Source organism: Anaerolineales bacterium (assembly GCA_003105035.1).
Lineage (GTDB): Bacteria > Chloroflexota > Anaerolineae > Anaerolineales > UBA4823 > FEB-25.
The window spans coordinates 219,329-246,200 of sequence record PQAL01000005.1; the positions used below are offsets into that span (position 1 = coordinate 219,329).

A 26,872-nucleotide genomic window follows, 5' to 3' on the forward strand; every position below is an offset into this window, starting at 1 on the left:
AGGTCTGCCATGAAGATTGGCGTAGTATTTCCGCAAACTGAGTTTCCACCTGATCCACTTGCCGTGCGTGATTATGCCCAGGCGGTCGAAGGGCTGGGCTACAGCCACATGCACGCGTATGATCACGTTTTGGGAGCCAACCCTGAACGTCCAGGAGGCTGGACCGGACCATACACTTTCAAACACGCCTTCTTCGAGCCGTTTGTGCTATTCAGTTTCCTGGCCGGGCTGACCCAGCGCATCGAGTTTGCCACCGGCATCCTCATCCTGCCCCAACGCCAGACTGCCCTGGTAGCCAAGCAAGCTGCCACCCTGGATGTGCTCAGCCAGGGTCGACTACGCCTGGGGGTGGGTAACGGCTGGAATGAAGTTGAATATATCACCTTGGGAGAAGACTTCCATACTCGCGGCCGTCGCATGGAAGAGCAGGTAGAGCTGCTCAGGCTGTTATGGACTCAACCTTTGGTGAAATTTGAAGGCCGCTTCGACAACATCCCTGATGCGGGACTCAACCCCCTGCCAGTCCAGCGACCCATCCCCATCTGGTTCGGCGGTACCGATGACAAGGTTATCCAGCGTATGGCGCGTATGGGTGATGGCTGGATGCTGAACATTCGCTCCCTCGAGCAAGCTCGACCTGCCTTGGATAAATTGGCTAACTACCTGGAGGAAGCCTCCCGGGATAAAACGAGTTTCGGTATCGACTTGCGTCTCAATCTAAGCCTTGTCGGGCTTGAAGCCTGGCAGGATTTCACTCATACCTGTGAGGAATTAGGTGCGTCCCACCTTACTGTCAATACCATGGGAATGGGAAATGACACCCCCTTGAAGCATCTATCTGCTTTACAGAGCTTTGCTACTGCGATCGGATTAACTACTTAGATCAGCTTACCCAGCCAGGCTTCATGGCGCTGGCCACTGCGCTCATCCCCGTTGAAGAAAGCCAGGTAGCTCATCAGCTGGAAAGGCAAGAATTTCTGCTGTTCGGGGTGGTAGCGTGTGAGGTCGTAGTACGAGCGCCAGGTCCCCGTATTCACCAGGTATTGGTAATTATCCTTCCCATTCCGGGTATATACATCCAAGGGAATGATCTCGTGGTGGTGGGTATGCCCGTAAACGATAAAATCTGCCTGCCGGCTGGTAAAAGCATTCTCCTTCATGGCATGTTTTACAAATGACCAGTCACTATCGAATATTTTCTTCTTCAACCGTAGGATCATCTTATTGAAATGTTCAATAGAAGTCCAACGTGTCAGCCTGAGCACCAATTCCAGCTCATCTACATTATAAAAGGGATTCCAATGGTTATCCTGGCTGCGAACAAAATCCAGCTGCAGGAATTCAGATACCAGTTCATTCCAAATTCCTTTTAGGATTTGCTCTACTTTTACTGGTACACCATAATTGCGTAACTGGCTGCCCACCCATAATGGGACAGCCGCGTTGGGGCGCACGTTGATCATCTCGTGCAAGCCACGGTAAAAGTCATTTGGCAGGCTGCCACCTAGTTGTTTTTCTGCTTCCATGGGAAAACGTGTCACCAATTCAATTGAGAAGGCATCCCCGAGGGTGGCTGAATCACGTCCCAGGTCAGAGTTATAACACCACTTATCGTAGCGGTCTCCATGCCGGGCAAAAACCCGATATTTTTCGAATAACGCGGCCAGCTCGTCCCAATCATGTGGCTCATAAGGGATAGGCGCAGGCGGATTTTGTAAGCCCATTGATTCGATGAGCAATCGGTGGGTATGGTGATTGACTTCACCGGGCAAGTGATAAAACCAGTCATGGTTGCCAATCATGTAATAGGTATTAACCGGTATTGGCATACGCTCACTCGCCTTATCCGCGGGCTTTCCCTGGGATGTGGCTGGAGGTAATGAGATCGCTTCGCCCCTGGCCATCTCACGCATGATCGCCATCGACTCATGGTTATGCTCCAGGATTGCCTGGGTGATTTCCTGTATCTTTTCAGCTAATTCAGCTTTCTCAGGGTTTATCCAGGCGCGTACCTGGGTTGGTAGACCTGATTCATCCTGCAGCCAGCGGGTGGAATGGATCAACTCGAAGATGTCTCCCAATAGAAGCAGGTCAATTCTCTCCAGTGGTCGGTAATCCCCATCTTTTCGGAAGGATGCCGAGTATGCCAGCTGCTCCAGCCGATCACGAAAGAATCGAAACGTGTTGGGAGATAGTGATTTCCCACACGTGCCATCATCCAGGTGGATATCGCTGATCGCTACCAGCATAGGCTAACAACCTCTCAGCGAAACCTTCATGGGATGGAGCTCTGCCATCATCACATTGCTCTGCACCGATGGGTCGTTCAGCATAAATTGGCGCGCCTCCTCTTCACTCCCCGCTCTAAGCACCACCACACCGAAGGTCTCATCCAGGCAAGGGCCTGCTAATAAAATAATTTTTTTATCCACAGCTTGCTTTAGATATTGATAATGGGCATCCATCATTTCATTTTCAAGCGCTGTGGGGCTCTCAAAGAACTCATGCCGCAGGGGATGGATCAGGTAAATGTACTCTCCCATATGGGCCTCAAATATAGAACCTTTCCGGGTCAATCTCCTCCCGCAACAGCCGTAGCTCCTCGGCGCTGGGTGGCTCATTCATGGGTACATGCTCAGGGATGATCAGCTCAAAGCCAGTGTTATCGATCACTTCATTCACGCTAACGCCAGGATGAGTGGCTGCCAGACGCATGCGATAACTGCCTCCTGGTCTAGTGTCGTAATCCATCAATGCCAGGGTGGAGACGACGTTGATCGGCCGGGTGCCCCGGGGCAAGCCCGCGTTCTCACGAGCCAGCTCACCCGTCAGGTACCCCGGTGTGGTCACAAAATCCACTTTGGGCACGAAGCGTCGTTTATCGTGTTGCATGATTGCCACCGTCATCCAGCATTGGCTTCCCACATCATTGCCACCCCCGCTACCGGGCAGGCGCGCTTTGGGGTGATCATGATCACCGATGGTGACGGAGTTCAGGTTACCGTATGGGTCAATCTGCGCTCCACCCAGGAACCCATAGTCAATGAAACCACGTTGAGCGGTTTCCATCAGCTCGCAGATACCGGCTGCCACCAGGCCCTTGTGAAATGTGCGTGCCTCTCCAACTGCCCGGGGAAGCTCTTCCATGATGGCACCCAGCCCGCCAAACTCAAACACCGGGACGAGGTTCGGGGCTTTCGTTTTAGCCGCCAGCATAGCGGCCAGCATAGGGATGCCAGTCCCAATAAACGCCGTTGTTCCATCCTGGAATAGGCGGGCAGCCACACAGATCATCAGCTCAGTCTTGGAATAGGTTTGGTCCGTCATTATCCACCTCCCTTTACACCCGCTTTTCCCGTTGATCCACCAGCTGTGAAAGCTGCTCTTCGCCAATCAGCTTCATATATTCCTCATGGTTCGCTACACCATAAACATATTTATCCAGGTAGGCTTTGGCACCTTCCGCGGTTTTGCTCGATTCGACCCATTCCCGGATCACTGCCTCATCCCGCCCGTACATATAGGCCATTTCGCCTGGGTGTGAGCCAAAGGGAGCGTGTACCACGGCATCCACCAGGTAATAGGGGATGATCGTCCGGTCGGGGTATTTACGAATTTCATCTGTATCGACGATCTCCTCCGCGCTGAGGATCAGCCGTTTGGTCGCCCGAGCCATTTCTGCCCCAAAACCAGTGATACCTTCGATCTGGGCATTTCCGTAGCGATCTGCCCGGTGTACATGGATGATGGCCACATCCAGAATCAGTGCGGGTAGCAAGCACACCTTAATTCCACTGAATGGATCCTCGACTACTTTAGCGGAGCTGTACTTGATCATATCCGTGCCCAGCATGGAACGTGCTGGTAGGAAGGGTACCCCCATAGCAGTAGCTTTCATGCGCCAGGAGATTGATGCGTTTGACCATTCCACACACGTGACGATCTGCCCCGACTCAACCGCCCTGCGCAGGGCATTGGAGGTGCCATAAACCTCCAGCCCGATGTATGTGATATCCAGCTTCTTCACCAAACCTGCCGCCATCCATAAATCTAGCTCAAGCACCCCTTGGCCGCACACGCGCAGGTCCTTCTTGCCCTGCCGCACCAGCTCACGCGCCATCGACATCGGGCAACGTACAGTCCCGTACAGCTCCGTGCCAATATAACAGCCGTCGTAGACGAAGGTGCTGATGGCTTCCTGTTCGCTCATCCGCTTATCCACCAGCTTACGTGATTTATGAGTACGGTTCCATTCCCTGAAGCTTTCAATATCGGGCGGCTGGATCATCTCACCAATACCAGATTCTAGTATTTCCATGTTTCCTCCTTACTTTTATGTCACTACGAGGAGTGAACTACACGACACAGCATTCACCAATTTGCATCAGTCACCCTTCGATTTTTCTAAAGAGTTCTTTCAAATCTCTGCTAGATTCTCTATCTCATCCAAAACCCAAATCCTCCAACGCCTTCTCTTTGGTTAGCTTGTTCTTGCTGAGCAGATCCTGCCAGAACTGGTCATCGTACCTCCTGGATTGGACAGGTAGTGGCATGGGCACCCCCCAACCAAGCAACAAGACTTCCTCCTTGGGCTGCAGGTGAGACAGCATGCCGCGCAGGGCTTCCCGGCCGGCTAACCCAGCCAGCACGCTGTGAATATCATCCTCATCGCCCAGCCAGCCAGAGATGCGCGTCCCCAGCTGTGACATGACCTCATCATAAATTTGTGATGGGCGCTGGTCGATGATCAGCAAGGTAACGTAATACTTACGCATCTCGCGCGCAATGGTACTGAAGGCAGTTTGGCCAGCCATCTCGCGGTTGAGTAGCTTATGGGCTTCCTCGACCACGATCACCAGCTGGCGGGGTTCCTGTCCACCCTTGGTGCGGAAGGTGTTGGTCTTCTTCTCCCACGCCTCACGGATTCGCCGGGTCAGCAAGTTGCTCACCAGTAGGTAATCCAGGTCAGATTCATGCTCACCGAAGGATAAGACCACGTGCTGCCCGGCCTCCAATGCTTTAATGATTTCGCCCACACCGTCTAGGGCAGGTTTAAGAACCACGTAGGGCTGGTCAAAGATGCGGTTTAGCTTGCTGCGCAAGCCTTCCGCTGCGGCAACGTTGACTCCTTCGCGGTTTGCCCAGGCTGCCACGCTGTCAGGTGCGGGGATCTTTTTCCCCTCATCGGTTTCGATCACAGCACCGTTTTTCATCTCTTTAAATTCTCTAAACCACCTATCTCGGCCAAAACTGCTAACAAGAGCCTCAAGCGTGGTTGGTGTGGTTTCTTTTAGATTAAGCTCGCGTGTCAGCATCTCAATATCACCCGGTTGGATGTCACTCTCGGCGATTTCCAGGTTGAAGTCGGGTGCCTGCCCCCTGATCCGTGTCCCACTTCCCAATCCTACCACCCTCACCCGGTTACTGAACTTGGTTTTCAGCCCAATTACCCGCAACCCCGTGTCTGAAGCAGTATCATCGTAGCCATATTCATTATGCATGTCAAACACCAGCACACTGGCTGCATTGTGATGGATCAAGCCAGCCAGCACCAGGCGGGTCAGGAAAGATTTCCCTGTGCCAGTCGCCCCGAATACCCCAGCAGAGCGTTGGACGAATTTATCCAGGTTGATGCACACCGGGTGCTTCTGCTCACGAGTATAGCCGATGACAAAGTTACCCTTCTCATCACTCTTTCCGAAGATCTCCCCGATATCCCCCTCTTCCGCCAGCCTTACTTCGGCGTGATGGGGTGGGACGGTCTTGACTGGAAGAGGTCGCGGTTCTTCCTGCAAGTTCGCCCGCCACTGCTCATATTCCGGTGAGCTTGGGTCAGGCCCACGCTCAAGCATCAGGGCTGGTAGGACTTCCAGGGTGGTGAAGAGCGTCTGGCCATGCAGCAGGCGCGCCATTTCCACCGGCAGGCGGCTCTCCGACTGTTCGTCAGCGAAGCGTGGGTCCGTTGAGCCTAATTGCAGGTCAACCACCAGCCCATAGAACTGCCAGTCGCCGTTTTCGATCACCACGAACGCCCCCTCCTGCACCTCTTGCGATGGGATGGTTAGCCTGACGCGCAGGTTCTCCTTCAGTCCTCCCCCGACTATATAACCGATGTTCTTATTTTCATCTCTCATTAGCATCACCATAGACAATAGATAACCACAAAGGACACAACGGACATAAAGGATTTTTATAACACAAGCCGCTTGCTACCTTCTCTCAAATGAACTGTGTTGAAATTTATAAGCAGCCCCTCGCGTGTGTTTGTTAATCCCATGTATGTTAATCGTTGAGCCCTATATTAAGGAATGATATTTTCTACCGACTTTAGTTCAAGGATCACACAATTCTCAACCCGTAAATCGATTCGAAATCCAGAATCGATGGTGATTCCTTCATAAGTGACAGGTGAAGAAACTTGATTTTTAACCAGTAAACCAGAAGATTTCAGCTCATACACAAAACATGCTTCATACACAGATTCTAACAAATCAGGTCCTAAGACTGTATGTACCTTGAGTGCTGCATCTACAACTGTTCTCGAAACCTCTTGAGTTCGAGATGGTATAGGAGCAAAATCATTATTATTACTTGAATAATTTTCTTTCATAAGATTTTCTGAGTTCATTATTTATCTGCTATTTCTTATCCAATAATCGCCTATGTGTCCTTCCTGTCCTTTGTGGTTAATTATTTTAAATATCCCCAAGGGCACCCAGAACACTCATTAATGTCACATAATCATCCCGCAGCAAGGTGATCAGCTCCTGGGTAGCCTGGTTCTTCCACTCCGTATTACCAGCTTCTGTCTGCGCCATCGCCGCCTGCTTGATGTGCGCCGCCAACAGCTCGCCCACCGGCAGGTCCACAGACCTCAGCACATGCCTGAAATATCCAAACCTGCCTGCACTGGTAAATTGCCGAATCTCGGCGGTTGAGCACAGGGATATTACATCCAGGCTGAGCGGCGGACGAGGCGGCAGCAGGTGGGATATCTTCCCGTCCAACTGGTATCCGACCGTCAAGACCGATAGCTCGAGTGGCACATTGCGGTTTATGCGGTTATCGGCGATGACAGCCTCATCCACATTCCCTGCCGTCACCAGCTGTCTCACCAAGCCATCGTCATCAATATGGATATCATGGATTAATCCATACACCTGGTAATCGCCATCCAATGCCACCCGCACGAGTGCTCCAAACGAAGGCGCATCGATCTGTGCCACCTGGCAGCCAACAACGAACCCAGTTGTGCCTGCCCGTAAAAGTCGTCCAATTTCCAATAGTCTCATTCTCCGTACCTCGTCCGTTTTCCAGCCGCATCCTTGTTGATCTGCTTAGCCGAAGCCCCTGCCACATCCAACCCTCTCCTGCGTAGCTCGTTCACGATCATCTGCGTCACCTGTTCCCGGTCTTCCAGGCTGACTACTGCCGTCTCGTGTGCCCGGTGAAGCAGGTAGGGATAGGCGCGTGCCCCAATCATCCTGGCCTGACTCACCAGCACTGCATGCAAGCTATCAAGTTTCACCGAATCTTCGGCTACCCAAGCTGGGATTTCGATCCGTGCCAAGGTGGGATGTGCTTCATTCCCTACGTTTAGATAAAAGAGGTGCAGCTTTAATTCATCTTTATATGCTTGGGAGGAGCGTGACTGGACGGCAAAGACCGCTGAGCGCTCACCCGGAAGCAATATTTCCTCAAGTAGCTCTCGATCTGTCACACCTTTGAAAGGGTGAAAATTACGCATTTGTGGAAAATCACCAGGTTCTGCCCGAGCCACTTCCAGCAGACGCACCAACAGATCCGCACCTGGTTTATCCACGTACCCTGCAACCGAAGCATCAATTTCACACAGCTCGCGTAAAACGTCCAGGTAGATATCCAGGGATTTCTTGAATTCTCCCGTCACCCTGCCTTCTTCAAGCGTCGTGGTCCATAACTCCAAGGGGCCATCAGTCAGGGTGATCACCGGTTTTGCCAGTTGTCCAGCTATCACCAAAAGCCTGGTTCGTTCCGCCAGATCGCGCTGCAAGCTCAATCTGTCATCCGACATACCTTCCAGCTCATCAGCATAGATCAGCCTGCTTTGGATACTCGTTTGCGGGGCGTCAGACGAGCCGGAACGCATCCAGATGGCCCCCGTATTGACTAGGCAGTAATCCACTTCTGCATGCCTGTCGGCAAAAATTTGTGATCCATCGGCAGCGATTAATGAGACCTGCTCTGGCATAGATGGAAGGGGAGAGTGTGTATTGAGCGGTTCTCTAACCGGCACCGCACATCGTAGTGTCTGGTCGTACCGGCTAACTACTTCATCCACTTTTTGTTGCAACTGGAGTAAATCATTGGCTCTCTCATGCAGTAATGCCCTTGATTCGACCAGTTTGTTTTTTAAATCTTGCTGGTGGCCGAGTGCCTGCTCCCCCATCTGCTTTACCTGTTGGCTTACCTGAAGGAAATCTAGCGCCATGGCTCATCCTTGCTCGGGTATCCTTGTCAATCAATTCGCAGGTATATTATACAAGATGACAGTTTGTAATGATAACGCGAATGAATAGCCGTAAGCAGCAAGTTAGAGTATTTGGCGGTACTTATCTCGATGGTTCATCCTGTTACAGTTCTATTCGTCAGGGCAACACCGTTAATGCCACCACGATGGATTTTTAATTCGCGACACTTAGGTAGATGACATCCTGCAGGATGAGTAGGAACACTCAATCCGTTTTTTGGATCCGCAAACCAACCACTCCGACACCCAATTTTCTCGAGATGGTGTTTTAGGTGATTAACCTCCTATGGCGCCGGTGAAGAAGCTTTTTTCTGCGAACAAGGAACTTTCCACCAGCGCTCTATCGCTTTTCCCTCATACGCAAAAAAGCCTTGGTGATTTCCTCAGCTATTGCCGGTACCAGGGAAAGCAGGATGATCACTCCCCATTCACGCGGGCTCGGGAAATGCGTATTGAAGATTGGCTGCATGAAAGGAACGCCTACCACGAAGATCAAGAGCAGAATGGACAATCCCACTGCGTACTGCATATACTTGTTGGAAAATACGCCAATCCTGAAAATGGATTGAGTCTCAGAACGCACCGTATATGCACGGAACAGCTCGCAGAGGCTTAAAGTCGCAAATGCCATGGTTTCTGCCACCTGTACATCCACCCCGCGCCAATTATGCTGCAAGATATACAATAAAGGATTATCGCCGGCAGGAATCACTGCCCCCACTTCAAGGTGCCATGCCAGGCCAATCACGAATGCTGCCAGTACCACTCCGGTTTGAGCAACAGTCTGGACACCGATACCCCACTGCATGCGTTTATTGATAATCGGTTCTGATGGTGGGCGCGGCTTGCGTTCCATGATTGCCGGGTCGCCTTTTTCCATGGCCAGGGCCAGCGCAGGTGCACCATCAGTGAGCAGGTTCAGCCACAGCAGTTGAATCACCGTTAGTGGCGCAGGTAAACCTGCCAGGGTTGCCAGAAATATGATCATAATCTCAGCCACATTGGACGATAACAGAAAGAACACGAACTTGCGAATGTTATCGTAAATGATACGGCCTTGTTCCACGGCTGCAACAATGCTGGCATAGTTATCGTCTGTCAGCACCATATCGGCACTTTCCTTGGCCACATCTGTCCCGGTGATGCCCATTGCCACACCGATATTGGCCCGCTTGATGGAAGGGCTGTCGTTCACTCCATCGCCGGTCATGGCTACCACTTCGTTGTCTTCCCGCAGAGCTTCCACGATACGCAGCTTGTGCTCGGGCGAAACGCGTGCAAACACATCAGTATATTCCACCTGCTGCTTGAGCTCATCATCACTCAAGGCATCCAGCTCGGCTGCACTTAACACCTGGTGACCAGGTTTTAGCAAGCCAATGGCTTCAGCAATCGCCCTGGCGGTGTTGGCAAAATCACCCGTGATCATGATAGTGCGGATGCCAGCTTTGGCTGCCTTCGCCAGGGCAGGCGTCACCTCCGGGCGGGGTGGGTCGATCATACCTACCAGCCCAACGAAGATCATCCCGTCTTCGAGTTTTTCCAGGTCAGTGACATCGGGCATCTCCTTGCTCACCTTATATGCCACACCCAGCACACGCAGTGCTTCTTGGGTCATCTGGTCATTGGCGTTCAGGATGCGCATGCGTTGTTCTTCTGTTAATGGCGCATGGCTGTCGTCTGTGAGCTGGTAGTGTGTGCACAAATCAAGCACTACGTCTGGGGCTCCTTTACTTGCCACCACGTAACCGCTTGTCTCGTGCTTGTAGAAGGGGGAGAAATCCTCCGGGCTGGATTCACTTACCTGGTGGATGGTGATCATGCGTTTGCGTTCCGAATCAAATGGCACTTCTTGAACGCGGGGATAGGCATGGTTTAAAGGCCGGGGTAGTGTCCCAGCTTTGGCAGCTGCCACCACCAGCGCGCCTTCGGTGGGATCGCCCGTCATCCGGTAAGTCTGCTCTTCCCCGACTTCACCCGAGATGGTCAACTCAGAGTCGTTGTTCAAAGCTCCCACCCACAGCGCAGTACGCACAGCCGGGAAAGCTTCTAGCATTACCGGTTTACCATTCTCTAAAAATTCACCACTCAGTGAGCGCCCCTTGCCAGTAATGGACAGGTATCGCCCATCTACCCAGATGCGGGTGAGGGTCATCTCGTTTTGGGTCAGGGTACCGGTTTTATCAGAACAAATCACGGTGGTTGAGCCAAGAGTCTCCACTGATGATAGCTTGCGGATCAAGGCATGGCGCTGAACCATCTCGCGCATCCCTAGTGCCAGACTGATCGTCACCACGGCTGGCAGGCCTTCCGGTACGGCTGCAATTGCCAGCCCTACGGCGAGCATGAATAGGTTGACGATTTCCTGTTTGGCAGAGTTCAGGTAAACCAGCCACCCTCCATCAGGAGCTGTGATTAAACTGAGATCAGTGAATCGTACGATCGATACGGCAAACACGAGTGCACAGATCCCCAAGGTGGCCCAACCCAGCATCTTCCCCAATCCATCCAACCGTTTTTGCAGCGGGGTGGGCTCGTTCTCTACCGCTTGCAGCATCTCCGCGATCAAACCAATTTGCGTGCGCATGCCAGTGCTGACTACAACCCCACGCCCGCGTCCGTATGATACGAGGGTACCCATAAAGGTTGTATTTTTCCGGTCTCCCAGGGGGATATCCGCCTCAAGGTGAATATTCGCATCCTTTTGCACCGGGACCGATTCCCCGGTTAGGGCAGCTTCTTCTATCCGCAGATTGGCCGCTTCCAGTAGACGGATATCCGCTGGGACATAATTCCCGGCCTCCAGCAAGACGATATCCCCTGGTACGAGCTGGTTGGATGGCACTGATTTCCGCTCCCCATCCCTGAGGACTTTTGCATCGGGCGCAGCCAATTTCTTCAGCGCGGCTAAGGCCTGCTCGGCGCGTCGCTCCTGGACCACTCCCAGGGTGGCGTTCAAGATCACGATGATCAAAATAGCACCTGCTTCTACGTAATCACCAAGTAAGGCCGAAATACCAGCCGCGACGATCAGCATAATGACCACAAAATTATTAAATTGATCAATCAACATCTGCCAAAAGGTGGTGCCTGGAGCTTCAGTGAGCTGGTTTGGGCCGTAACTCTCTAACCGATTGCCAGCTTCGACAGATGACAAACCAGTATCCGGTGGCGTAGCGAGCTGTTTAATAGTTTGTTCCGAAGTCAGGGCGTGCCAGTTGATTTGTGCCTGGTTATCGGTTGAAGAAGTTGGTTTTAGGTTTGTCATCATACTCTCCCAGATATGTTAGCGATTGGGACTCCCCAAGGCACAGGAATTATAGCAGAGGTTATGAAGGGTGATAAAATTTATAAACGATGAACGGGGAGCAAAACCACAGATAACCTCAGGTTTTCCCCTCAATGGTGATAATCATCAAAGGAGAACAGACATGACCTATCAAACAATTCAGGTGCCAAAAAATGGCGACAAGATCAATATTTCTGGGGGAAAGTTAATTGTGCCTGATCATCCTATCGTGCCTTTCGTTGAGGGAGATGGTACTGGAAGGGATATCTGGCGCGCTTCACAACGAGTCTTTGATGCATCCGTCCGGTTAGCGTATAACGGTCAGCGGAAAGTAGCGTGGATGGAAGTCTTTGCTGGTGAGAAAGCATTCAAAGGGTTTGGCTCATGGCTGCCTGACGAAACGGTCCAGGCTTTTACGGAGTTCTTGGTGGGCATCAAAGGTCCTCTAACAACGCCGGTTGGAGGAGGCATCCGCTCGCTCAATGTTGCCCTGCGTAAAGCCCTTGATTTGTACGTTTGCCAGCGGCCAGTACGCTACTTTAAAGGCGTCCCATCCCCTGTTCTCCATCCGGAGTTTGTGGATATGGTCATTTTCCGTGAGAACACTGAGGATATTTATACTGGGATCGAGTTCGAATACGGGACAGAAGAGAATAGGAAATTCATGCGTTTATTAAAGGAAAATTTCCCTGCTGAATATGAAAAGCTACGTTTTCCCAATACGGTGGGGATTGGCATTAAACCCGTATCGAAGGAAGGTACATTCAGGTTGATGCGCGCTGCCATCCATTGGGCGCTCGAAAATAAGCGCACTTCTATCACAATGGTGCATAAGGGAAATATCATGAAATACACAGAAGGCGCTTTTCGCAGCTGGGGATATGAGCTGGCCTTAACCGAATTTAAAGATCAGGTTTATACCTGGGCACAATGGGAGCAGACCAAAAACGAGAAGGGTGAGGAAGCAGCAAAACAGGAGCAGGATGAAGAGTGCCAAAAAGGTAAGCTGCTGGTCAAGGATTTTATAGCTGATAATGTTTTCCAGCAAACTCTCCTACGGGCACGCGAATTTGATGTTGTAGCGACGATGAATCTTAATGGCGATTACCTTTCAGATGCTCTGGCCGCCCAGGTGGGTGGGATTGGCATCGCCCCAGGCGGCAATATCAATTATGCCACCGGGCATGCGGTTTTCGAAGCGACTCATGGTACAGCCCCTAAGTACGCCGACAAGGATGTTGTCAACCCTGGCTCAGTCATTCTATCAGGTGAGATGATGTTCCGCTACTTGGGTTGGAAGGATGCCGCTGACTTGATCATCAAAGGCATGGAAGGTGCCATTTCTGCAAAAACTGTCACCTATGACTTTCACCGCCTGATGGAAGGGGCCACTTTGCTGAAATGCTCCGAATTTGGTGATGCAGTTATTAGGCACATGTCAGATTAAAGACCAACAGAGAACGCGACTGCCAAGATTTCTTTCCGAATAAAGTATAGATAGGTTGTTCTGCCTATATAAGCTCACATCCTTGTGTGACATTCTGCTCGACCTCTTGATGACCAAATACACCTGACAAATTGGTGAATATTTGTGAAAATAGACGCAATAATGCCTCCGGGAGGTAGATAATCATTCCTCCTGGTTTTCGCGTCTATCTGAGAAGGAGTGAATCGATCATGACCAATTCGCAGGAACTGATTAAGGCTCTCCAGGCTATCCCCTGGTTCCAGGTGATGACCGAGGAGCATTTCGAAAAAATGGTCGGCATTGCAAAAGTATGTAAATTTGAGCCTGGCCAGGTGATCTTCCATGAAGGGGATAAGGAGGATTTCCTATATGTCGTATTGGAAGGCCGGGTAGCCATCGAGATCAGTGTGCCAGGTCGCGGGCGGATGCGCATCCTCACCGCAGATGCAATGGATGAAGTAGGCTGGTCGAGCGTGACCCCTGTGGTTCGCCAACGCACTGCCGGGGCACGCGCTGTCCTGCCCAGCCGGCTGGTAGCATTTGATGCCGCTGAGCTGCGCCGGCTGTGTGATGAAGACCATGATTTTGGGTATTATGTGATGCGTCGATTGTCTAATGTGGTTGCCGGTCGTCTGATGACCACCCGCCTCCAGCTGCTGGATATGTTCGCCAACCCTGTCGAACCCCAAGAGGAATAGTATGGCAGAAATATTAGTCACTGTAGGCTCGAAAACAGCCTTGCCAAAGACTGGGCTTGAAAAGCTGGTGGAAAAATTAGCTGCGATGGGTTATCAGGTTATCGGACCCCAGATCCAGGACGCTGCCATCGTTTACAAGCCCCTTAAAAGTGCCCAGGATTTACCGAAGGGTTATTCCAGCCAGCAGGATAACGCCACATATCGGCTGGTCTACACCGGGCATCCCCGCTACTTTGACGCTACACCAGGTGCACAATCGCTGAAACAATTTTTCTTCCCACCCCTAACCGAATTAGCCAAATATGCTCGCGATGAAAAAGGACACTGGCAGATCGAAGAACAAACCCGTGATCTGACTCCTCTGGCCTTGATTGGCGTCTTTCCTTGCGACCTGGCCGCCATTCAGGTGCAGGATAAGGTTTTCCTGCGGGAAGAATGGAAAGACCCGGTCTATTGGTCCCGCCGGCAATCTGCATTTATCTTATCTGTGAACTGTCTCCATCCCTGTGGGACAGGTTTCTGCGCATCGATGGGGACCGGTCCGAAAACCAATCCCGGTTATGACCTGAATCTGACTGAGCTTGAAGACGTTTTTATCATAGATATCGGTTCAGAAGCAGGGCGAATGGTCATGGAAGGCATGCCGGTGCTTCCCACCAGCGCCTTCTGGTTGCAGGCTGGTCAGAAAACCCTGGATGAGGCCACCCTAAAAATGGGGCGCAGCCTACCCAACCCAGAGCAGCTACCCGACTTGTTGCTCAATAACCTGGATGCACACCAATGGGATGATGTAGCCACCCGCTGCATGTCGTGCACCAGCTGCACCCAGGTTTGCCCGACCTGTTTCTGCTGGGACACGCGTGATTCAGCTGACCTGACCGGACAGACTGCCCAGCGGGAGAGATTATGGGACTCGTGCTTCAACCCCGAATATTCCTACATTGTAGGAGGCAATTCCCGTCCAAATACCCGCTCGCGCTACCGCCAATGGCTGACTCATAAATTTGGCTCGTGGTATGCTCAATTTGGCACCTCAGGTTGCGTGGGATGTGGGCGCTGTATCACCTGGTGCCCCGCAAAGATTGATGTGACCGCTGAGCTCAAGGCGCTCCGCGAGGAGGTTCAGGCATGATCAATACCATTGGCCAACCCCACGCGATCTCTCCAACTGCCCCCATGCAACCATACTGGGCTGAGATCAGCGAGATAGTTCATGAAGCTCCTGCAGTGTCTACCTTATGGTTGAAGTTCCTCGATCCCGCACTTCGCGAGGGATTTCACTTCAAGGCCGGCCAATTTAATATGGTTTCTGTCCCTGGGTTAGGTGAAGCTGCAATTTCAATCAGCTCGGATTTTGAAGATTCGCAGCGCATCGGTCACACTATCCGTGCTGTGGGCAATGTCACTTCTACGATCAGCCGAATGAATGTGGGAGATATTTTAGGCATACGCGGGCCGTTTGGTAGTTGGTGGCCCATGGAAGATTTCATCGGCCGTGATGTTGTAGTGGCCGCAGGTGGGATTGGCCTGCCTCCCATCCGCCCGGTGTTGTATTATATTCTCAATCACAGGCATGATTTCGGCAAGGTGATCGTGCTCTATGGAGCCCGTACTCCCAACGATCTCCAGTTCACCCGCGAGTACAAGACCTGGGAAAATGCTGGCATCGAGCTCCAAGTGACCGTTGACCGAGGTGATGATGCATGGCAAGGTCGTGTCGGTGTAGTTCCCATCCTGTTCTATAATACTCGCCTCGACCCACGTAATACGGTCATCCTGACTTGCGGCCCCGAGATCATGATCCGCTTCGTCATCTTTGAAGCCCTAGCCCGCCGTGTACCATCCGATCGTATCTTTGTCTCACTCGAACGGAATATGAAGTGCGGTTTGGGTTCCTGCGGCCATTGCCAGATTGGGCCTTACTTTGTGTGCAGAGACGGCCCAGTATTCAGCTTCGATAAGCTGCAGCCTTATGTCAATGTGGAGGAGTTCTAATGGCAAAACCTACAGTTGCTGTCTATAAATTCTCTTCCTGCGATGGCTGCCAGCTTAGTCTCTTGAATCTCGAAGATGAGCTGCTTGACCTGGTTGGCGTTGTTGAGCTGGCTTATTTCCTGGAAGCCCGCCGCCAGACCCTGCCAGGGCCATACGACATCGCCTTGGTTGAGGGCTCAGTATCCACCCCGCATGAAGCCGAGCGCATCCAGGAGATCCGCAAACAATGCAAAACCCTGGTGGCAATCGGTGCATGCGCCACATCAGGTGGCATCCAGGCTTTGCGTAACACTGCCAGCCTGGATGACCTGGCCCTCAAAGTATATGAACATCCGGAATACCTGCACAGCCTGCCCACCTCCACCCCAATTGCTGAGCATGTCAAGGTCGATTATGAGCTATGGGGTTGTCCTGTAAATAAATATCAGCTGGTCGAAGTGATTCAAGCCTTCCTTCAAAAAAGGCGACCTAATCTTCCCAGTCACAGTATTTGTCTGGACTGCAAACGCAAGGGCGTTGTGTGTGTGATGGTCGCTTATGGCATGCCTTGCCTCGGACCTGGCACCCGCACTGGGTGTGGCGTGCTTTGCCCATCAAATGGCCGTGGTTGTTACGGTTGCTTCGGTCCTGCCCCCCATACCGACCTGAAAACCGTTCTAGCGTCGATGAATTATGTAGAACGCCATCCTGGTGAAGTGAAGGGCTTGCTATTAAACATCAGCAACAACGCACCGGCTTTCCGCCAGGCGGTAGATCTATTACCCGCAGTACCTTCCGAGACGACAGGAGGCAAAAAATGAATCAAGATATTCACATCCCTGCCCTGGCACGCGTGGAAGGTGAAGGAGCGCTGACCATCCGTTTAAAGGATGGGGCGGTAAATGAAATCGTCCTGAATATCTATGAACCGCCACGCTTCTTCGAAGGTTTCCTGCTGGGTAGATATTTCCAGGATGTACCCGATATCACCGCCCGTATCTGCGGGATATGTCCGGTGGCTTACCAGATGAGCTCTGTGCAGGCGTTGGAAGCTGCTCTGCAGGTGACGATTAGCCCTGAAGTACGCCTACTGCGCCAATTGCTCTACTGCGCAGAGTATATCGAGAGCCATGCACTCCATATTTATATGCTGCAGGCACCTGATCTGGTGGGTTATGAGAGTGCCATCAGCCTGGCTGCTGATGCACCCGACATCGTTAAAAGAGCTCTGCGCCTTAAAAAGATTGGCAATGATTTACTAAAAGCAATTGGTGGACGCTCGGTACACCCAGTAAATACCTGTGTGGGTGGTTTCTACCGCTGGCCTACCGTCGAAGCCATTCACGCCCTCGTCTCCGAGCTGGAGTGGGCCAGGGAGGCCTCGATCGAGACAGTCAAATGGGCTGCCACGTTGAAGTACCCTGAATTTGAGCAGGATTACGAGTTTGTGGCCCTCAGCCGTCTGGAGGAATATTCCATTTACGATGGTTATATCGTGTCAACTACCGGCCGGCGCACATCACCTGAAGAATTCGAGAAGTTCTACCTCGAAACCCATGTTCCGCATTCCAATGCCCTGCATAGCCATACTGCTGAAAACACGACCTACTTTGTCGGACCTCTGGCACGCATCAACCTGAATTTCAAGCAGTTGCGTCCCATTGCACGCCAAGCTGCCAAAGAGATTGGTTTAAAATTGCCGTTGCGTAACCCCTATAAAGGGCTACTGGCACGCGCCATAGAGCTGGTCCACACCACCGATCTTGCTGTCCAGCTTGCCAAAGAATACGCTCCTACAGGGCCAAGTTTCAAAGAATTTAAGGTGCGTCCTGGCGAAGGTTATGGTGTATCGGAGGCTCCACGTGGTCTGCTCTACCACCGCTACGTGGTAGATGAGCAAGGCCTTATCCGCTTTGCCCGCATCACTCCCCCAACTGCGCAGAACTTTGCCCAAATGGAAGCTGACCTGTGGGCGCTCGCTCCCAACGTGGTCAAACAACCTCAGGAGCAGGCTTCAATTTCATTCGAGCACTTGCTCCGCTCTTATGACCCGTGTATTTCGTGCGCCACACACTTTTTGAACCTCAAGATTGATTACGAATGAACCTGCCTGACGATGGTACCGGAAGATCTGAAGCCGGTACCATCGTTGTTATTGGTGTCGGCCAAAGCTTGCGCGGCGACGATGGCGCAGGCTTAGCCGCGGTGCGCTTATGGTATGCAACTTATCAGGAAAAGTTGATCCGACCAGCGGTCAGGATGGAGCTGGCCGAGCTTCCTGGGATAAGTCTGCTCAGCCTGTTGGAAGGTTACCAGTCTGCCATTCTGGTGGATGCTGTCAGAAGTGGTTCAATACCTGGGACGATCCTCCAAATCACCGAAGGTCAGCTCGACCAGTTTTCGTCAGGGTCCAGGTCAGCCCACGGCTGGGGTGTTGCCGAGACTCTCACCCTTGGGCGCAGTACAGTATCGGAACAACTTCCTCGCAAGATTATCTTGATCGGGATCGAAGCGGGTCAGATCAAACTTGGTGAAAACCTGAGTCCGCAAGTTGAACAATCGCTTTTGGAAGCTGCCCGACTGATCGAACAACTTGTTAGTGAAGCGTTGGATCAGGCTTGAATTTACTCACCAGCCACACGGTTCTCCCCCAGGTATCCTAATTCTGCCAGCGCACCCAATACCTTATCCACTGCCCCTGGTTTAATGGCGATGGTGGTCGGCCCAACTGTTTCACCCAGGAACCGGCTGGCGCGCGATTTACGCAAAGCTTGAATCACTTCTTCCGAATCCACCCGTAGAACAACCATTTCTTCCAGACGAGCTTCACTGCCGTGTTGCTCCCATCGCGCTAATGCTTTTATCAGACTGGGTGGTACCACCTTGGCATGGTGGTTAAGCAGGCTGACCAGTTGGTTTACACTGAGTCCCTGCTTGCGCGCCTTCTGTAAAGATGCTGGGGTGATACGATAAATATGTTCTTCAGGCGTTTCTTTTTCCCAAACGCAAAAACGGGCCAGCTGGTAGCGTACCCGTCGTGGAACCAGCCGCCTGGCACTCACCCGGGCATCAGAGCGAACCACCAATGCTTCATCTTCCAAGGGCAACCTTTTTGGAGCCGCTTCTATCAACAAGGCTTTAGACCATGTGGAAAGGCGGAATGCCGTTACTTCTCCACCTTCTTCGTGGCTGCCCAGCTCCAATATACCCAACCAATATAAAGGTCCAGTAAGGATATATCGGATCAAGCGCCCATCCACATCGTCCCAATGCTCGAAACCCCGCAGATACTCGTCGCCTGATTCCACCCGGATGAACCAGGAATCGTAATCCCCTGCCGGACGTTGGAAATCTGGATTATGTTGCTTGATAAGGGAAATGAATGATCCCAGGCTCCACCAGGTATCCCCTGCCAGTTTTTGTAGCAGGTCTAGGACCACTCTGCGGGTCCCAACGGGGTCATTCTGCCAGTTGCCTTCAACCACCAAACCCGGCAAGAGTGATAGTTCGTTGATCGCCTTGCTCTGTTTCCAGGCTTTATATAGCTGAAGCAGCGCATCTCCGCGTTTAGCTTCCAGGAACAGGCGCACAGGTTCGGGAGCAGGCCCGCCTGCTTTATCGAGTAAATCAGCCGAATCAAGCAGAGCAGTAAGGAATTTAGTGGTAAGAATTTCTCCGCCCAGGAAGCCATATCTGTCCAGGATACTCATCCCCACTCGCAAGGCTGCCAGTAGTGTGCAGCTTTGATCCAACAAGCGGTCACTTGCAAAGCATATATTTGCATAGTCCTGGGCTGCAGCTAGACGGGCGATCGTTGGCTCATCCATCCCTGCTGGTGTAGGGATGACCTTAATCAAGTCATCCGGAATAAAGGCAAATTCGTCCACACCAGCCGGAGAGTCAAAAAAAGCTCTTCCGATCAGAGCTCGATACCATAACATCTCAGTGATCGAGGGGTCTTGTTCATAAGGCTGCTCACGGTCACGCCTTGCTGAACCCATCTCACGCACCTCTCCGTACAGGCGGGAGAACTGTGCCCATGCTAATCGCCCATTATGCTGGATCAAATCATTTAGTGCCACCTTAGCCTGGTCTGGTAGATTGTTGCACATCCTATCCACAACAGAGGCATTGACCATTAATGTGGCAATTTGTCGGATAGCTCGCCGTGGATCCTGCTCGGTCAGCTCAATATCCCATAGGTTCGCAATGATCTGGAGGTGACCTAGGTCGCGGCCCTGCAGGCTTTCAGATAAGGTTGGCATACTGTACCGCTTAAAAATCAAGAAATTAGATCGATCGCCTGTGGAACGACTTCGATCTTCACATTTCTGGTGCTCGAGTCAAACCCACAAATGACTTCACCATCAGCATGGATAGTGAGCGGTTGTTCTGATTGCAACTGCAGGTGGTGAAATTGGCCTAACCTGACCTGCTTAAATCGCCCGTGCGTGCCGTTCATCACCTCAGGAATCAAGCGCAGCATCATCAACCTTGAAACCTGAACCACAGAGGCATAGTCAAGCATGCCGTCGGTGACAACTGCCTGTGGGGCAACTGCGAAACCGCCTCCCTCACGCGGACCGTTACAGGCTACAATCATGATTGTCTTTTCCTCCCAGGCTTGCCCATCAGCTTCTATGTGCATCCTTGGAGCATCGAGGTTCACTGCGATTGTTTGCAACACAGCCACAAAATACATCAAGAACCCCCGTACCCAGGTGAGCCGCTGGGTGCGGATGGTTACCGTGGCATCAAAACCCATCCCGAAAGTATTGCTAAAATATTGCGGTTCTCCCTGCCCGATGTCAAATCGACCAACATCCATGAGCTTATGCTCACCTGTAAATACACGTTTCAACGCTTCAGCTGGTGTCCCACGAATCCCCATGGAGTGCGCAAAATCGTTTCCCGAACCCAACGGGATAATGCCCAGAGAAGGTCTTTGGTCCGCCTGTATCTGCATCAGGCCGTTGATCACCTCATGGACAGTGCCATCTCCACCCGCAGCAATCACCAGCCCATAACCCGCCTCGGCGGCTTGTTGCGCAATATGTACAGCATGCATCGGGTATACGGTTCCAGCCCAATCCGCTCCGCCAAATTGTTCAACCAGCGGATGCAAGGCTACCACCGTGCGCCAGGCATGACCCTTATCCGCACTCGGATTGACAATACACAACGTCTTATGTCGGCTCATGGACTACTCCCAACTGGTTAATTCATATTAAGGGATTGAATAATTCGCACGCAGCTCATTTTGAGCATCATAGAGGTAAACTATCTTACCCGATTTCCAGATCGTAGAATTTAATCCCCAAAAAAGATCAATAACGGTATCCTGGCCAGCCCGTGTGTTGAGGTTGATCGCGCTACCTGTGTACAGCGTGAGATCGGGAAATGTATACTTATACCCTTTCCCATCCTCAAGATGCCATCCTGCAAGGGAGAGTTCACCAACCCCACTACGAACCAACTGCACCCGCTCAGTCTCTAGAACACCCGCCCCCACCACCTTATCTATCACCATGTTTGGTTCCTGACCAAGCTGGGTCGGAGTAGCGGTTGCACTGGGTCGCGGGGTTGTAGTTGCCGACGGCCGCGGTGTTGGTGAAAGCACTGGAGTAGGTGGCAGGCTGGTGGCGGTTGCTGTTGGTAGTGATGCATTGGGAATATAAATAATCTGGCCGATATACAAGCTGTTGGGGTCAGACAATCCATTCACCGCCAGGATATCCGCTACGCTCACATTAAACTGGATGGCCAAAGCACCAAGGAAATCGCCTTCCTTTACCTGGTAGCTGAGTAAGCCAAATGTAGGTGTAGCCTTAATGGTCCCGGTGATTGGCACGCCCGAATCAGTTGCCATATCCTGGTTGGAGCGAAGATTATTTGTTAGCACGGGAAGGATGTCCGATTGGGTAGGCGTGATTACGATAACTACGGGTGTAACCTCGATTGGCAAGCTTGGATGGCGCCTCTCCCACCATTGAAGAACAGCAATAATAGTGACAGCCGAAATGATGATGTTAAGCAGAACAATATAGAATAAGCGCTTAGCCTGCCTCATCCACTCCTCACCAAAGAAAACATAACATCAACAACAAAAGCTTTTCCCATGTATGCATGGAAGATGCCATTCAGAACATAGCTAGCCTTTACTGCCCTGTTTCAACCGGATAGCCAGCTTCTACCCAGGCAGTATACCCTCCAAGGATTGGGGTTACATTCGTGAAGCCGCTCTGGATCAGGTAGAGCGCCGCACCGGCACTCGATTCTTCCGCAAATCAGGTACAGTAGGGAATGATCCAAGATTTCGGGTTCAGCTCATCCATGCGATCAGGTAGCTCAGAGATGGGGATGGATACTGCACCTGGGATATGCCCGCTCACATATGTATCGCCATCCCGAACATCCAAAAACACTGCCTTCCCATCATCAAAAGCCGATTTGGCATCAGCAAGTGAAACTCGTTGGACTTGTGCAGCGGAAGCAGGCGTAGGCGTGGCTTCGACAGCACCCGGCTGATTATGGAACAATGCTATCATACCTGCGAGAAGCAGTAACACCCCCCCTACAATGATGATCCACGGAAAAATTCTTCTGCGCTGTTCAAACATCGTAATACCTCTTACATTTTTATTGATGTGCACCGGTAATGAAGGTATTTTACCCTTGATTTTAACATTTCTCTTGTTAATGGAGGAGACATCATTATCAATCCGGCTAAACTGAATTTTTCTGAGATGAAATAGGAATGATACTGGCCTTAGCTTGATTAAATTGTAAAAGCACCAATTATTACTAATTATTTCAAATGTTATCGTGCGAAATCTTGTCTAGAATGTAATTAATTAATCCATTAGTAATTTTTGGGAGGGAAATAGGCTAACAGTCAAATATTACTCTGCTTCCGGTTCGGGGATCTGCAGGAGAGTGCGTTCGAATACGGAGGGCTTAACTGGTTGAAAGCGTATTGGTAAATTTACACGAGAGATGGTGGGCAAGCGGTTAAAATTCAAAATCCAATCATCACAGGTGGAAATCTGGATGACCCAATCATTGCAATCTGCAGCGAGAGGGATTCGGAATGGGATCAAAAGTGATTAAAGCTCTGCTAAGGATTTTGGTTCTAGGTTGCACCATATTGCTGGTTTTCACAACATCTCAGCCAGTGTTGGGAGTGATGGAAAACCACACCAACCAGGCGGGCCTTTCGGGTGCAATATATACCTTTCATGGTGACATGCAAGTGGGTAACCAGCTTTCAGAAAACACCTGTCTCTACTGCCACCCCAATCCGCAATCAGCTGTTACACGCGATGTTATGCGTATGATGGATATCTGTTGCACAAGCTGCCATGGCAGAATGACCGAATTCGGAGACTTTACCCGCGTTTTTTTTGCTAGCCCACCTTCCTGTAGCTATTGCCATAACCAAATGGCCGTTACCACAGATGTGGTTGGATCTGCAGCGCAGATTTTTTTGGATGAGAGCGATCCAGTTTCACTGGCTGATCTTTTATGAGGTCGATCACAGCATAATCTGCCGCAGAATAATCGGAATGTACCCATGCAGTGTGGGAGTTGCCACACACAGAATCAAGTAGAAGCTATCTGGCATTTTAGGATGGAACAATAAATGCCAATTACTGGGGGAGACACTGAGCGTGGAGGGCAGTTCCACGCTCAGTCCATTTAATCCTGATCCACCCGTCAATCACACGATAAATCCGTCACTCCTTGCCACCCACAAGATTACCTTCATCGACTGTTTCGATCTTAAATCCTCGTTTGGACAATTGCGTCAGCAACTCTTCCGGAGATTTATACCATTGTCCCCACTTACGCGAGATGTGTTCTGTCCAGCTGTAGTCGTCATAGGTAAAAGTTTCTTCCCGTCCAGGCTCCAGGCGGATCTTAATCTTTGGCTTACGATAATAATCCTGTGCCAGATATCCCTCGTCCATTTGCTTCATTGCATCTGTGATCTCTTCTTCACTGAATTCGGGATATTTATCTTCGAAGAGGAAAAAGGAAACAGGATACCGAGGCCGTGGGGGTGGATTTTCGGCTGGATAGCCCATTACAAGCTGGACCAGGGGAAAAACACGCGGTGGTAGCTTATACTGCCTGGCAATCTTGTCAGCCATATATGGTGCGGCGCCTAAAAAACAACTGCCCATCCCGAACCTTTCCGCAGCAATCACCAAATTCTCTGCCATTAATGATGCATCCTGGATACCGAAGAACAGCATGGACAGGTCATTGGTGACCATTTTCCAGTTGCGTTTTCCCATGATCAGCTCCATACGGTGCAGGTCTACACAGATGGTAAATAATAATGGCGCTTTAAACGGTATTCCCTTCCCACGGGTGAGCAACAAGCTGCACAATTGGGCAGCAAAGGGTGCCTGCTGCCCGGCCCGCACCACAGCCTCCACTACTTCATCGGAAGGCATCTGGTCTGTATACTTGCGGATCGATTTACGATTCATCATTAAGTCGATCACATCTTCTGTCATATTCATCCTTTCCAAAAAATACCCTGGATCTGAAAGTCTACTAATCTTCCACGCATCAGTGCTCACGCTTACCAGTAATAATGCACAAGTCTACGAATATACCGGTCATAAACAGCTGCCACCTGAGCCATCTTATCGTCTGGTATAGGAGGGAGATCTGAAACCTTGAAGTTCTCATCCACCTGGGCTTGATTCTTCGCCCCTGGAATAGCACACGTGACGGCATCAAACATCAGAATCCAGCGCAAAGCAAATTGCGTCAGGCTCATCCCAGGAGGGCAGATGGCTTTTAATGCCTCAACAGCTTGTAAACCCACATCATAATCCACCCCTGAAAATGTCTCGCCACGGTCGAACGCCTCGCCATGGCGGTTGTACTGGCGGTGGTCATTTCCCTCAAAGCGAGTATCGGGTGTTAACCTGCCAGTCAACAATCCTGAGGCCAGAGGCACGCGAGCCAGAATCCCTATCTTATTCTTTTTTACTTGCGCAAAGAACAGTTCAGCCGGGCGCTGGCGGAACATATTGAAGATAATTTGTACGCTTTGCACATTGGGATACTCAATGGCTTTCAGCCCTTCCTCTACTTTTTCCACACTCACCCCATAGTAGCGTAATTTTCCCGACTTAACCAGGTCATCCAGCACACCGAAGACTTCCGGCGTATAGTACACCTGGTTGGGAGGGCAATGCAGCTGGAGCAGGTCGATAGCATCGGTTTCAAGGTTCTTTAAGGAGCGTTCAACAAATGCCGTCAGGTTATTTCGGTTGTAGCCTTGAGCAGTGTGTGGGTTCAACCTGCGACCCGCTTTGGTAGCCACGTGGATGTGGGGGTTACGCTTTTTAAGCCGTGCGATCAAACGCTCGCTCCGCCCATCTCCATATACATCCGCAGTGTCGAAAAAGTTGACACCTAGATCAATCGCCTGGTTTAATGCTGCTTCCGATTCTTTATCATCCACCGTTCCCCAATCAGCACCGATTGCCCAGGCACCAAAACTACACGCTGAGACCTTCCAACCGGTCCGTCCTAATTCGCGATATTCCATTAATCCACCTCCACATCAATCTACGATGAAAAGTTTTACGCCAGTCTCAGTTGACGAACGATGCGGTTCGGCATTATCCGCCACCTGGTAGCTTGTGCCCGGGGTTAAAACGAATTTTCGCCCATCTGCCAGCTCAGTGTGCAGCTCACCTTCCAGGCAGAACAAGATGTGCCCTTTTTTACACCAATGGTCAGCCAGATAGCCAGGAGTGTACTCAACCAATCGAACGCGGATTTTGTCAAATTGCTGGGTTCGCCAGTATGCCATTCCGCGCTCACCAGGATGCTGGGTAGCTTCGATTTTCGACCAATCGGTTGTCCCGAATGGAATGTTTTTTATATCCATTCATACTCTCCATAGAACATTGATGACCAGGTTAGATGTTTTTAGTGTGGCATTATTTTAGCACGGCTGTCGCGCCAGAAGCCAAAGTGGTTCTAAAGGATGATGACGAGCGTTACCAGCTATACGACCATTTCGCAGGAATTACACCCAGAAGATCACCAAAAGCACTCCTGCCACAAAAAGGACCGCTTCCGGGATCGATACCTGCAGTTTTCCAACATATCGAAGGTAATACCTGGTCCCATAAAGTCCACCCTCATGCAGATTGCTGGGAAATATGCTGTACTTTTCCCGCTTGATTGGCCAGAGCCACATGATCCCATCATCCGTCGCCCAGCTATCCAGGAGGAGGTGAGTGAAAGTGATCAGTAGAAATAGGACGCCCATTTCTGTACCCCCAATGAGCCAGATTACAACTGACAAGAGGAGATAGAAGATTGGGGTGTGACTGAAATAATCATGGTGATTGAGCTTCTCTTGGCCTGGCCGCCACATCTTGAATAAAACTGCCAGTGAGCTATCCAGGTCTGGCAAGATGCTCAGCAATACCATGATCCCTACTTTGGCAGGGGAGAGCTGGCCTTTAAGGATGAGCTTCTCAGCCAGACACCCCACCACCACACCCCCGCCAATATGACCAAAAGGAGTCATTGTATCTCCAATAGTTAATCTAGATTAGTTAAATAATAGATCTGCTTACAGTTATTTTATTACGTCTACGGGAACATTGCTGACTTTTTTCGGTACAGAATTAACCAGTGAATTGTTATTATGCTTTGACGGCCTAAGGGGACAAAATTAATAAACACGATGACACGAGTATAATTACCCGCATGGATCTCTTCACCCATGCCCATGAACAACGCATGCAAACCGAAGCGCCGCTGGCAGCCCGTATGCGCCCTCGCTCTCTAGAAGAATTCGTCGGCCAGGAAGATATCCTCGGCCCCGGTAAGCTCTTTCGCCGGGCCATCGAAGCCGATCGACTGTTCTCTTCCATCATCCTGTGGGGACC

The 26,872-nt window shown here is 51.1% G+C and carries 27 protein-coding genes and 1 pseudogene; 10 read left to right on the top strand and 18 right to left on the bottom strand.

Annotation, left to right across the window (positions count from 1 at the left end; all coding sequences use genetic code 11):
* Nucleotides 1-9: 9 nt before the first annotated feature.
* Nucleotides 10-882 (top strand): LLM class F420-dependent oxidoreductase, encoded by an 873-nt coding sequence (locus tag C3F13_03925; GenBank protein PWB55824.1) that lies wholly within the window; start codon nt 10-12, stop codon nt 880-882.
* Here the strand turns inward: C3F13_03925 and C3F13_03930 are convergent.
* The 9 genes and pseudogenes from C3F13_03930 to C3F13_03970 all read right to left on the bottom strand — a co-directional run bounded on the left by C3F13_03930 (nt 879) and on the right by C3F13_03970 (nt 11,777).
* Nucleotides 879-2,249 (bottom strand): hypothetical protein, encoded by a 1,371-nt coding sequence (locus C3F13_03930; GenBank protein ID PWB55825.1) that lies wholly within the window; start codon nt 2,247-2,249, stop codon nt 879-881. The two genes, C3F13_03925 and C3F13_03930, sit on opposite strands and share 4 nt — an antisense overlap.
* A gap of 3 nt (nt 2,250-2,252) precedes the next feature.
* Nucleotides 2,253-2,621 (bottom strand): hypothetical protein, encoded by a 369-nt coding sequence (locus C3F13_03935; GenBank protein ID PWB55826.1) that lies wholly within the window; start codon nt 2,619-2,621, stop codon nt 2,253-2,255.
* On the bottom strand, nt 2,551-3,327 hold the full coding sequence (locus C3F13_03940) for a 3-oxoacid CoA-transferase (GenBank protein PWB55827.1): 777 nt from the start codon (nt 3,325-3,327) through the stop codon (nt 2,551-2,553). The genes C3F13_03935 and C3F13_03940 overlap by 71 nt, the downstream gene beginning before the upstream one ends.
* Nucleotides 3,328-3,340: 13 nt before the next feature.
* Nucleotides 3,341-4,318 carry a CoA transferase subunit A gene (locus C3F13_03945; GenBank protein PWB55828.1) on the bottom strand — a complete coding sequence of 326 codons (978 nt, stop codon included), beginning with the start codon at nt 4,316-4,318 and terminating at the stop codon, nt 3,341-3,343.
* A gap of 124 nt (nt 4,319-4,442) precedes the next feature.
* The gene (locus C3F13_03950) at nt 4,443-6,146 is read right to left on the bottom strand and encodes an ATPase (GenBank protein PWB55829.1); all 1,704 of its coding nucleotides are present in this window, start codon (nt 6,144-6,146) and stop codon (nt 4,443-4,445) included.
* Nucleotides 6,147-6,190: 44 nt separating this feature from the next.
* Nucleotides 6,191-6,610 (bottom strand): annotated as a pseudogene (locus tag C3F13_03955) (GxxExxY protein).
* Between the two features lie 85 nt (nt 6,611-6,695).
* Complete coding sequence (locus tag C3F13_03960) at nt 6,696-7,292, bottom strand: hypothetical protein (GenBank protein ID PWB55830.1); 597 nt, start codon at nt 7,290-7,292, stop codon at nt 6,696-6,698.
* Nucleotides 7,289-8,470 (bottom strand): hypothetical protein, encoded by a 1,182-nt coding sequence (locus tag C3F13_03965; GenBank protein ID PWB55831.1) that lies wholly within the window; start codon nt 8,468-8,470, stop codon nt 7,289-7,291. The genes C3F13_03960 and C3F13_03965 overlap by 4 nt, the downstream gene beginning before the upstream one ends.
* Before the next feature lie 379 nt (nt 8,471-8,849).
* Nucleotides 8,850-11,777 carry an ATPase gene (locus C3F13_03970; GenBank protein PWB55832.1) on the bottom strand — a complete coding sequence of 976 codons (2,928 nt, stop codon included), beginning with the start codon at nt 11,775-11,777 and terminating at the stop codon, nt 8,850-8,852.
* Nucleotides 11,778-11,940: 163 nt separating this feature from the next.
* Here C3F13_03970 and C3F13_03975 point away from each other — a divergent pair, with 163 nt between their 5' ends.
* From C3F13_03975 to C3F13_04005, 7 genes are all read left to right on the top strand, one after another.
* Nucleotides 11,941-13,245, top strand: coding sequence for an isocitrate dehydrogenase (NADP(+)) (locus tag C3F13_03975; GenBank protein PWB55833.1), 1,305 nt, complete (start codon nt 11,941-11,943; stop codon nt 13,243-13,245).
* Between the two features lie 230 nt (nt 13,246-13,475).
* A complete protein-coding gene (locus C3F13_03980; GenBank protein ID PWB55834.1) occupies nt 13,476-13,964 on the top strand; it encodes a Crp/Fnr family transcriptional regulator in 489 nt (162 codons plus the stop codon).
* 1 nt (nt 13,965) lies between these two features.
* Entirely contained in the window at nt 13,966-15,096 is a 1,131-nt protein-coding gene (locus C3F13_03985) for a sulfite reductase subunit A (protein PWB55835.1), read from the top strand.
* Nucleotides 15,093-15,959 carry a Ni/Fe hydrogenase subunit gamma gene (locus C3F13_03990; GenBank protein ID PWB55836.1) on the top strand — a complete coding sequence of 289 codons (867 nt, stop codon included), beginning with the start codon at nt 15,093-15,095 and terminating at the stop codon, nt 15,957-15,959. Before C3F13_03985 ends, C3F13_03990 begins: the two co-directional genes overlap by 4 nt.
* On the top strand, nt 15,959-16,759 hold the full coding sequence (locus C3F13_03995; GenBank protein PWB55837.1) for an oxidoreductase: 801 nt from the start codon (nt 15,959-15,961) through the stop codon (nt 16,757-16,759). The genes C3F13_03990 and C3F13_03995 overlap by 1 nt, the downstream gene beginning before the upstream one ends.
* Complete coding sequence (locus tag C3F13_04000; GenBank protein PWB55838.1) at nt 16,756-18,042, top strand: Ni/Fe hydrogenase subunit alpha; 1,287 nt, start codon at nt 16,756-16,758, stop codon at nt 18,040-18,042. The genes C3F13_03995 and C3F13_04000 overlap by 4 nt, the downstream gene beginning before the upstream one ends.
* Nucleotides 18,039-18,560: a hypothetical protein gene (locus tag C3F13_04005; GenBank protein ID PWB55839.1), complete on the top strand. Its 522-nt coding sequence runs from the start codon at nt 18,039-18,041 to the stop codon at nt 18,558-18,560. Before C3F13_04000 ends, C3F13_04005 begins: the two co-directional genes overlap by 4 nt.
* 2 nt (nt 18,561-18,562) lie before the next feature.
* Here C3F13_04005 and C3F13_04010 read toward each other — a convergent pair whose 3' ends face one another.
* From C3F13_04010 to C3F13_04030, 5 genes are all read right to left on the bottom strand, one after another.
* Entirely contained in the window at nt 18,563-20,203 is a 1,641-nt protein-coding gene (locus C3F13_04010) for a hypothetical protein (GenBank protein PWB55840.1), read from the bottom strand.
* A 17-nt stretch (nt 20,204-20,220) separates the two neighbouring features.
* The gene (locus C3F13_04015) at nt 20,221-21,138 is read right to left on the bottom strand and encodes a hypothetical protein (GenBank protein ID PWB55841.1); all 918 of its coding nucleotides are present in this window, start codon (nt 21,136-21,138) and stop codon (nt 20,221-20,223) included.
* 27 nt (nt 21,139-21,165) lie between these two features.
* Entirely contained in the window at nt 21,166-22,008 is an 843-nt protein-coding gene (locus tag C3F13_04020) for a hypothetical protein (protein PWB55842.1), read from the bottom strand.
* 217 nt (nt 22,009-22,225) lie between these two features.
* Nucleotides 22,226-22,558: a hypothetical protein gene (locus tag C3F13_04025; GenBank protein ID PWB55843.1), complete on the bottom strand. Its 333-nt coding sequence runs from the start codon at nt 22,556-22,558 to the stop codon at nt 22,226-22,228.
* 282 nt (nt 22,559-22,840) lie between these two features.
* Nucleotides 22,841-23,038, bottom strand: a complete 198-nt coding sequence (locus C3F13_04030) for a hypothetical protein (GenBank protein ID PWB55844.1) — start codon at nt 23,036-23,038, stop codon at nt 22,841-22,843.
* A gap of 2 nt (nt 23,039-23,040) precedes the next feature.
* Between C3F13_04030 and C3F13_04035 the strand changes: the two genes are divergently transcribed.
* Nucleotides 23,041-23,466: a hypothetical protein gene (locus tag C3F13_04035; protein PWB55845.1), complete on the top strand. Its 426-nt coding sequence runs from the start codon at nt 23,041-23,043 to the stop codon at nt 23,464-23,466.
* A gap of 208 nt (nt 23,467-23,674) precedes the next feature.
* Here the strand turns inward: C3F13_04035 and C3F13_04040 are convergent, their stop codons facing one another.
* The 4 genes from C3F13_04040 to C3F13_04055 form a co-directional block, all read right to left on the bottom strand.
* Nucleotides 23,675-24,469: a hypothetical protein gene (locus C3F13_04040; protein PWB55846.1), complete on the bottom strand. Its 795-nt coding sequence runs from the start codon at nt 24,467-24,469 to the stop codon at nt 23,675-23,677.
* Between the two features lie 62 nt (nt 24,470-24,531).
* Complete coding sequence (locus C3F13_04045) at nt 24,532-25,512, bottom strand: aldo/keto reductase (GenBank protein PWB55847.1); 981 nt, start codon at nt 25,510-25,512, stop codon at nt 24,532-24,534.
* 15 nt (nt 25,513-25,527) lie between these two features.
* A complete protein-coding gene (locus C3F13_04050; GenBank protein ID PWB55848.1) occupies nt 25,528-25,857 on the bottom strand; it encodes a hypothetical protein in 330 nt (109 codons plus the stop codon).
* Between the two features lie 141 nt (nt 25,858-25,998).
* A complete protein-coding gene (locus C3F13_04055) occupies nt 25,999-26,508 on the bottom strand; it encodes a hypothetical protein (protein ID PWB55849.1) in 510 nt (169 codons plus the stop codon).
* A gap of 182 nt (nt 26,509-26,690) precedes the next feature.
* Between C3F13_04055 and C3F13_04060 the strand changes: the two genes are divergently transcribed.
* A partial coding sequence (locus tag C3F13_04060) for an AAA family ATPase (GenBank protein ID PWB55850.1) occupies nt 26,691-26,872 on the top strand: 182 nt, incomplete at its 3' end.

Excerpts from the sequence above, each read along its gene's own strand:
- C3F13_04025 (PWB55843.1), bottom strand. The coding sequence starts at position 22,558 with ATGTTTGAACAGCGCAGAAGAATTTTTCCGTGGATCATCATTGTAGGG.
- C3F13_03980 (PWB55834.1), top strand. The coding sequence starts at position 13,476 with ATGACCAATTCGCAGGAACTGATTAAGGCTCTCCAGGCTATCCCCTGG.
- C3F13_04000 (PWB55838.1), top strand. The coding sequence starts at position 16,756 with ATGAATCAAGATATTCACATCCCTGCCCTGGCACGCGTGGAAGGTGAA.
- C3F13_03975 (PWB55833.1), top strand. The coding sequence starts at position 11,941 with ATGACCTATCAAACAATTCAGGTGCCAAAAAATGGCGACAAGATCAAT.
- C3F13_03995 (PWB55837.1), top strand. The coding sequence starts at position 15,959 with ATGGCAAAACCTACAGTTGCTGTCTATAAATTCTCTTCCTGCGATGGC.
- C3F13_03925 (PWB55824.1), top strand. The coding sequence starts at position 10 with ATGAAGATTGGCGTAGTATTTCCGCAAACTGAGTTTCCACCTGATCCA.
- C3F13_03935 (PWB55826.1), bottom strand. The coding sequence starts at position 2,621 with ATGAGCCACCCAGCGCCGAGGAGCTACGGCTGTTGCGGGAGGAGATTG.
- C3F13_04020 (PWB55842.1), bottom strand. The coding sequence starts at position 22,008 with ATGAGGCAGGCTAAGCGCTTATTCTATATTGTTCTGCTTAACATCATC.
- C3F13_04050 (PWB55848.1), bottom strand. The coding sequence starts at position 25,857 with ATGGATATAAAAAACATTCCATTCGGGACAACCGATTGGTCGAAAATC.
- C3F13_03970 (PWB55832.1), bottom strand. The coding sequence starts at position 11,777 with ATGACAAACCTAAAACCAACTTCTTCAACCGATAACCAGGCACAAATC.
- C3F13_04015 (PWB55841.1), bottom strand. The coding sequence starts at position 21,138 with ATGAGCCGACATAAGACGTTGTGTATTGTCAATCCGAGTGCGGATAAG.
- C3F13_03940 (PWB55827.1), bottom strand. The coding sequence starts at position 3,327 with ATGACGGACCAAACCTATTCCAAGACTGAGCTGATGATCTGTGTGGCT.
- C3F13_04045 (PWB55847.1), bottom strand. The coding sequence starts at position 25,512 with ATGGAATATCGCGAATTAGGACGGACCGGTTGGAAGGTCTCAGCGTGT.
- C3F13_03985 (PWB55835.1), top strand. The coding sequence starts at position 13,966 with ATGGCAGAAATATTAGTCACTGTAGGCTCGAAAACAGCCTTGCCAAAG.
- C3F13_03945 (PWB55828.1), bottom strand. The coding sequence starts at position 4,318 with ATGGAAATACTAGAATCTGGTATTGGTGAGATGATCCAGCCGCCCGAT.
- C3F13_04040 (PWB55846.1), bottom strand. The coding sequence starts at position 24,469 with ATGAATATGACAGAAGATGTGATCGACTTAATGATGAATCGTAAATCG.
- C3F13_03950 (PWB55829.1), bottom strand. The coding sequence starts at position 6,146 with ATGGTGATGCTAATGAGAGATGAAAATAAGAACATCGGTTATATAGTC.
- C3F13_04005 (PWB55839.1), top strand. The coding sequence starts at position 18,039 with ATGAACCTGCCTGACGATGGTACCGGAAGATCTGAAGCCGGTACCATC.
- C3F13_03930 (PWB55825.1), bottom strand. The coding sequence starts at position 2,249 with ATGCTGGTAGCGATCAGCGATATCCACCTGGATGATGGCACGTGTGGG.
- C3F13_03990 (PWB55836.1), top strand. The coding sequence starts at position 15,093 with ATGATCAATACCATTGGCCAACCCCACGCGATCTCTCCAACTGCCCCC.
- C3F13_04010 (PWB55840.1), bottom strand. The coding sequence starts at position 20,203 with ATGCCAACCTTATCTGAAAGCCTGCAGGGCCGCGACCTAGGTCACCTC.
- C3F13_03960 (PWB55830.1), bottom strand. The coding sequence starts at position 7,292 with ATGAGACTATTGGAAATTGGACGACTTTTACGGGCAGGCACAACTGGG.
- C3F13_04055 (PWB55849.1), bottom strand. The coding sequence starts at position 26,508 with ATGACTCCTTTTGGTCATATTGGCGGGGGTGTGGTGGTGGGGTGTCTG.
- C3F13_03965 (PWB55831.1), bottom strand. The coding sequence starts at position 8,470 with ATGGCGCTAGATTTCCTTCAGGTAAGCCAACAGGTAAAGCAGATGGGG.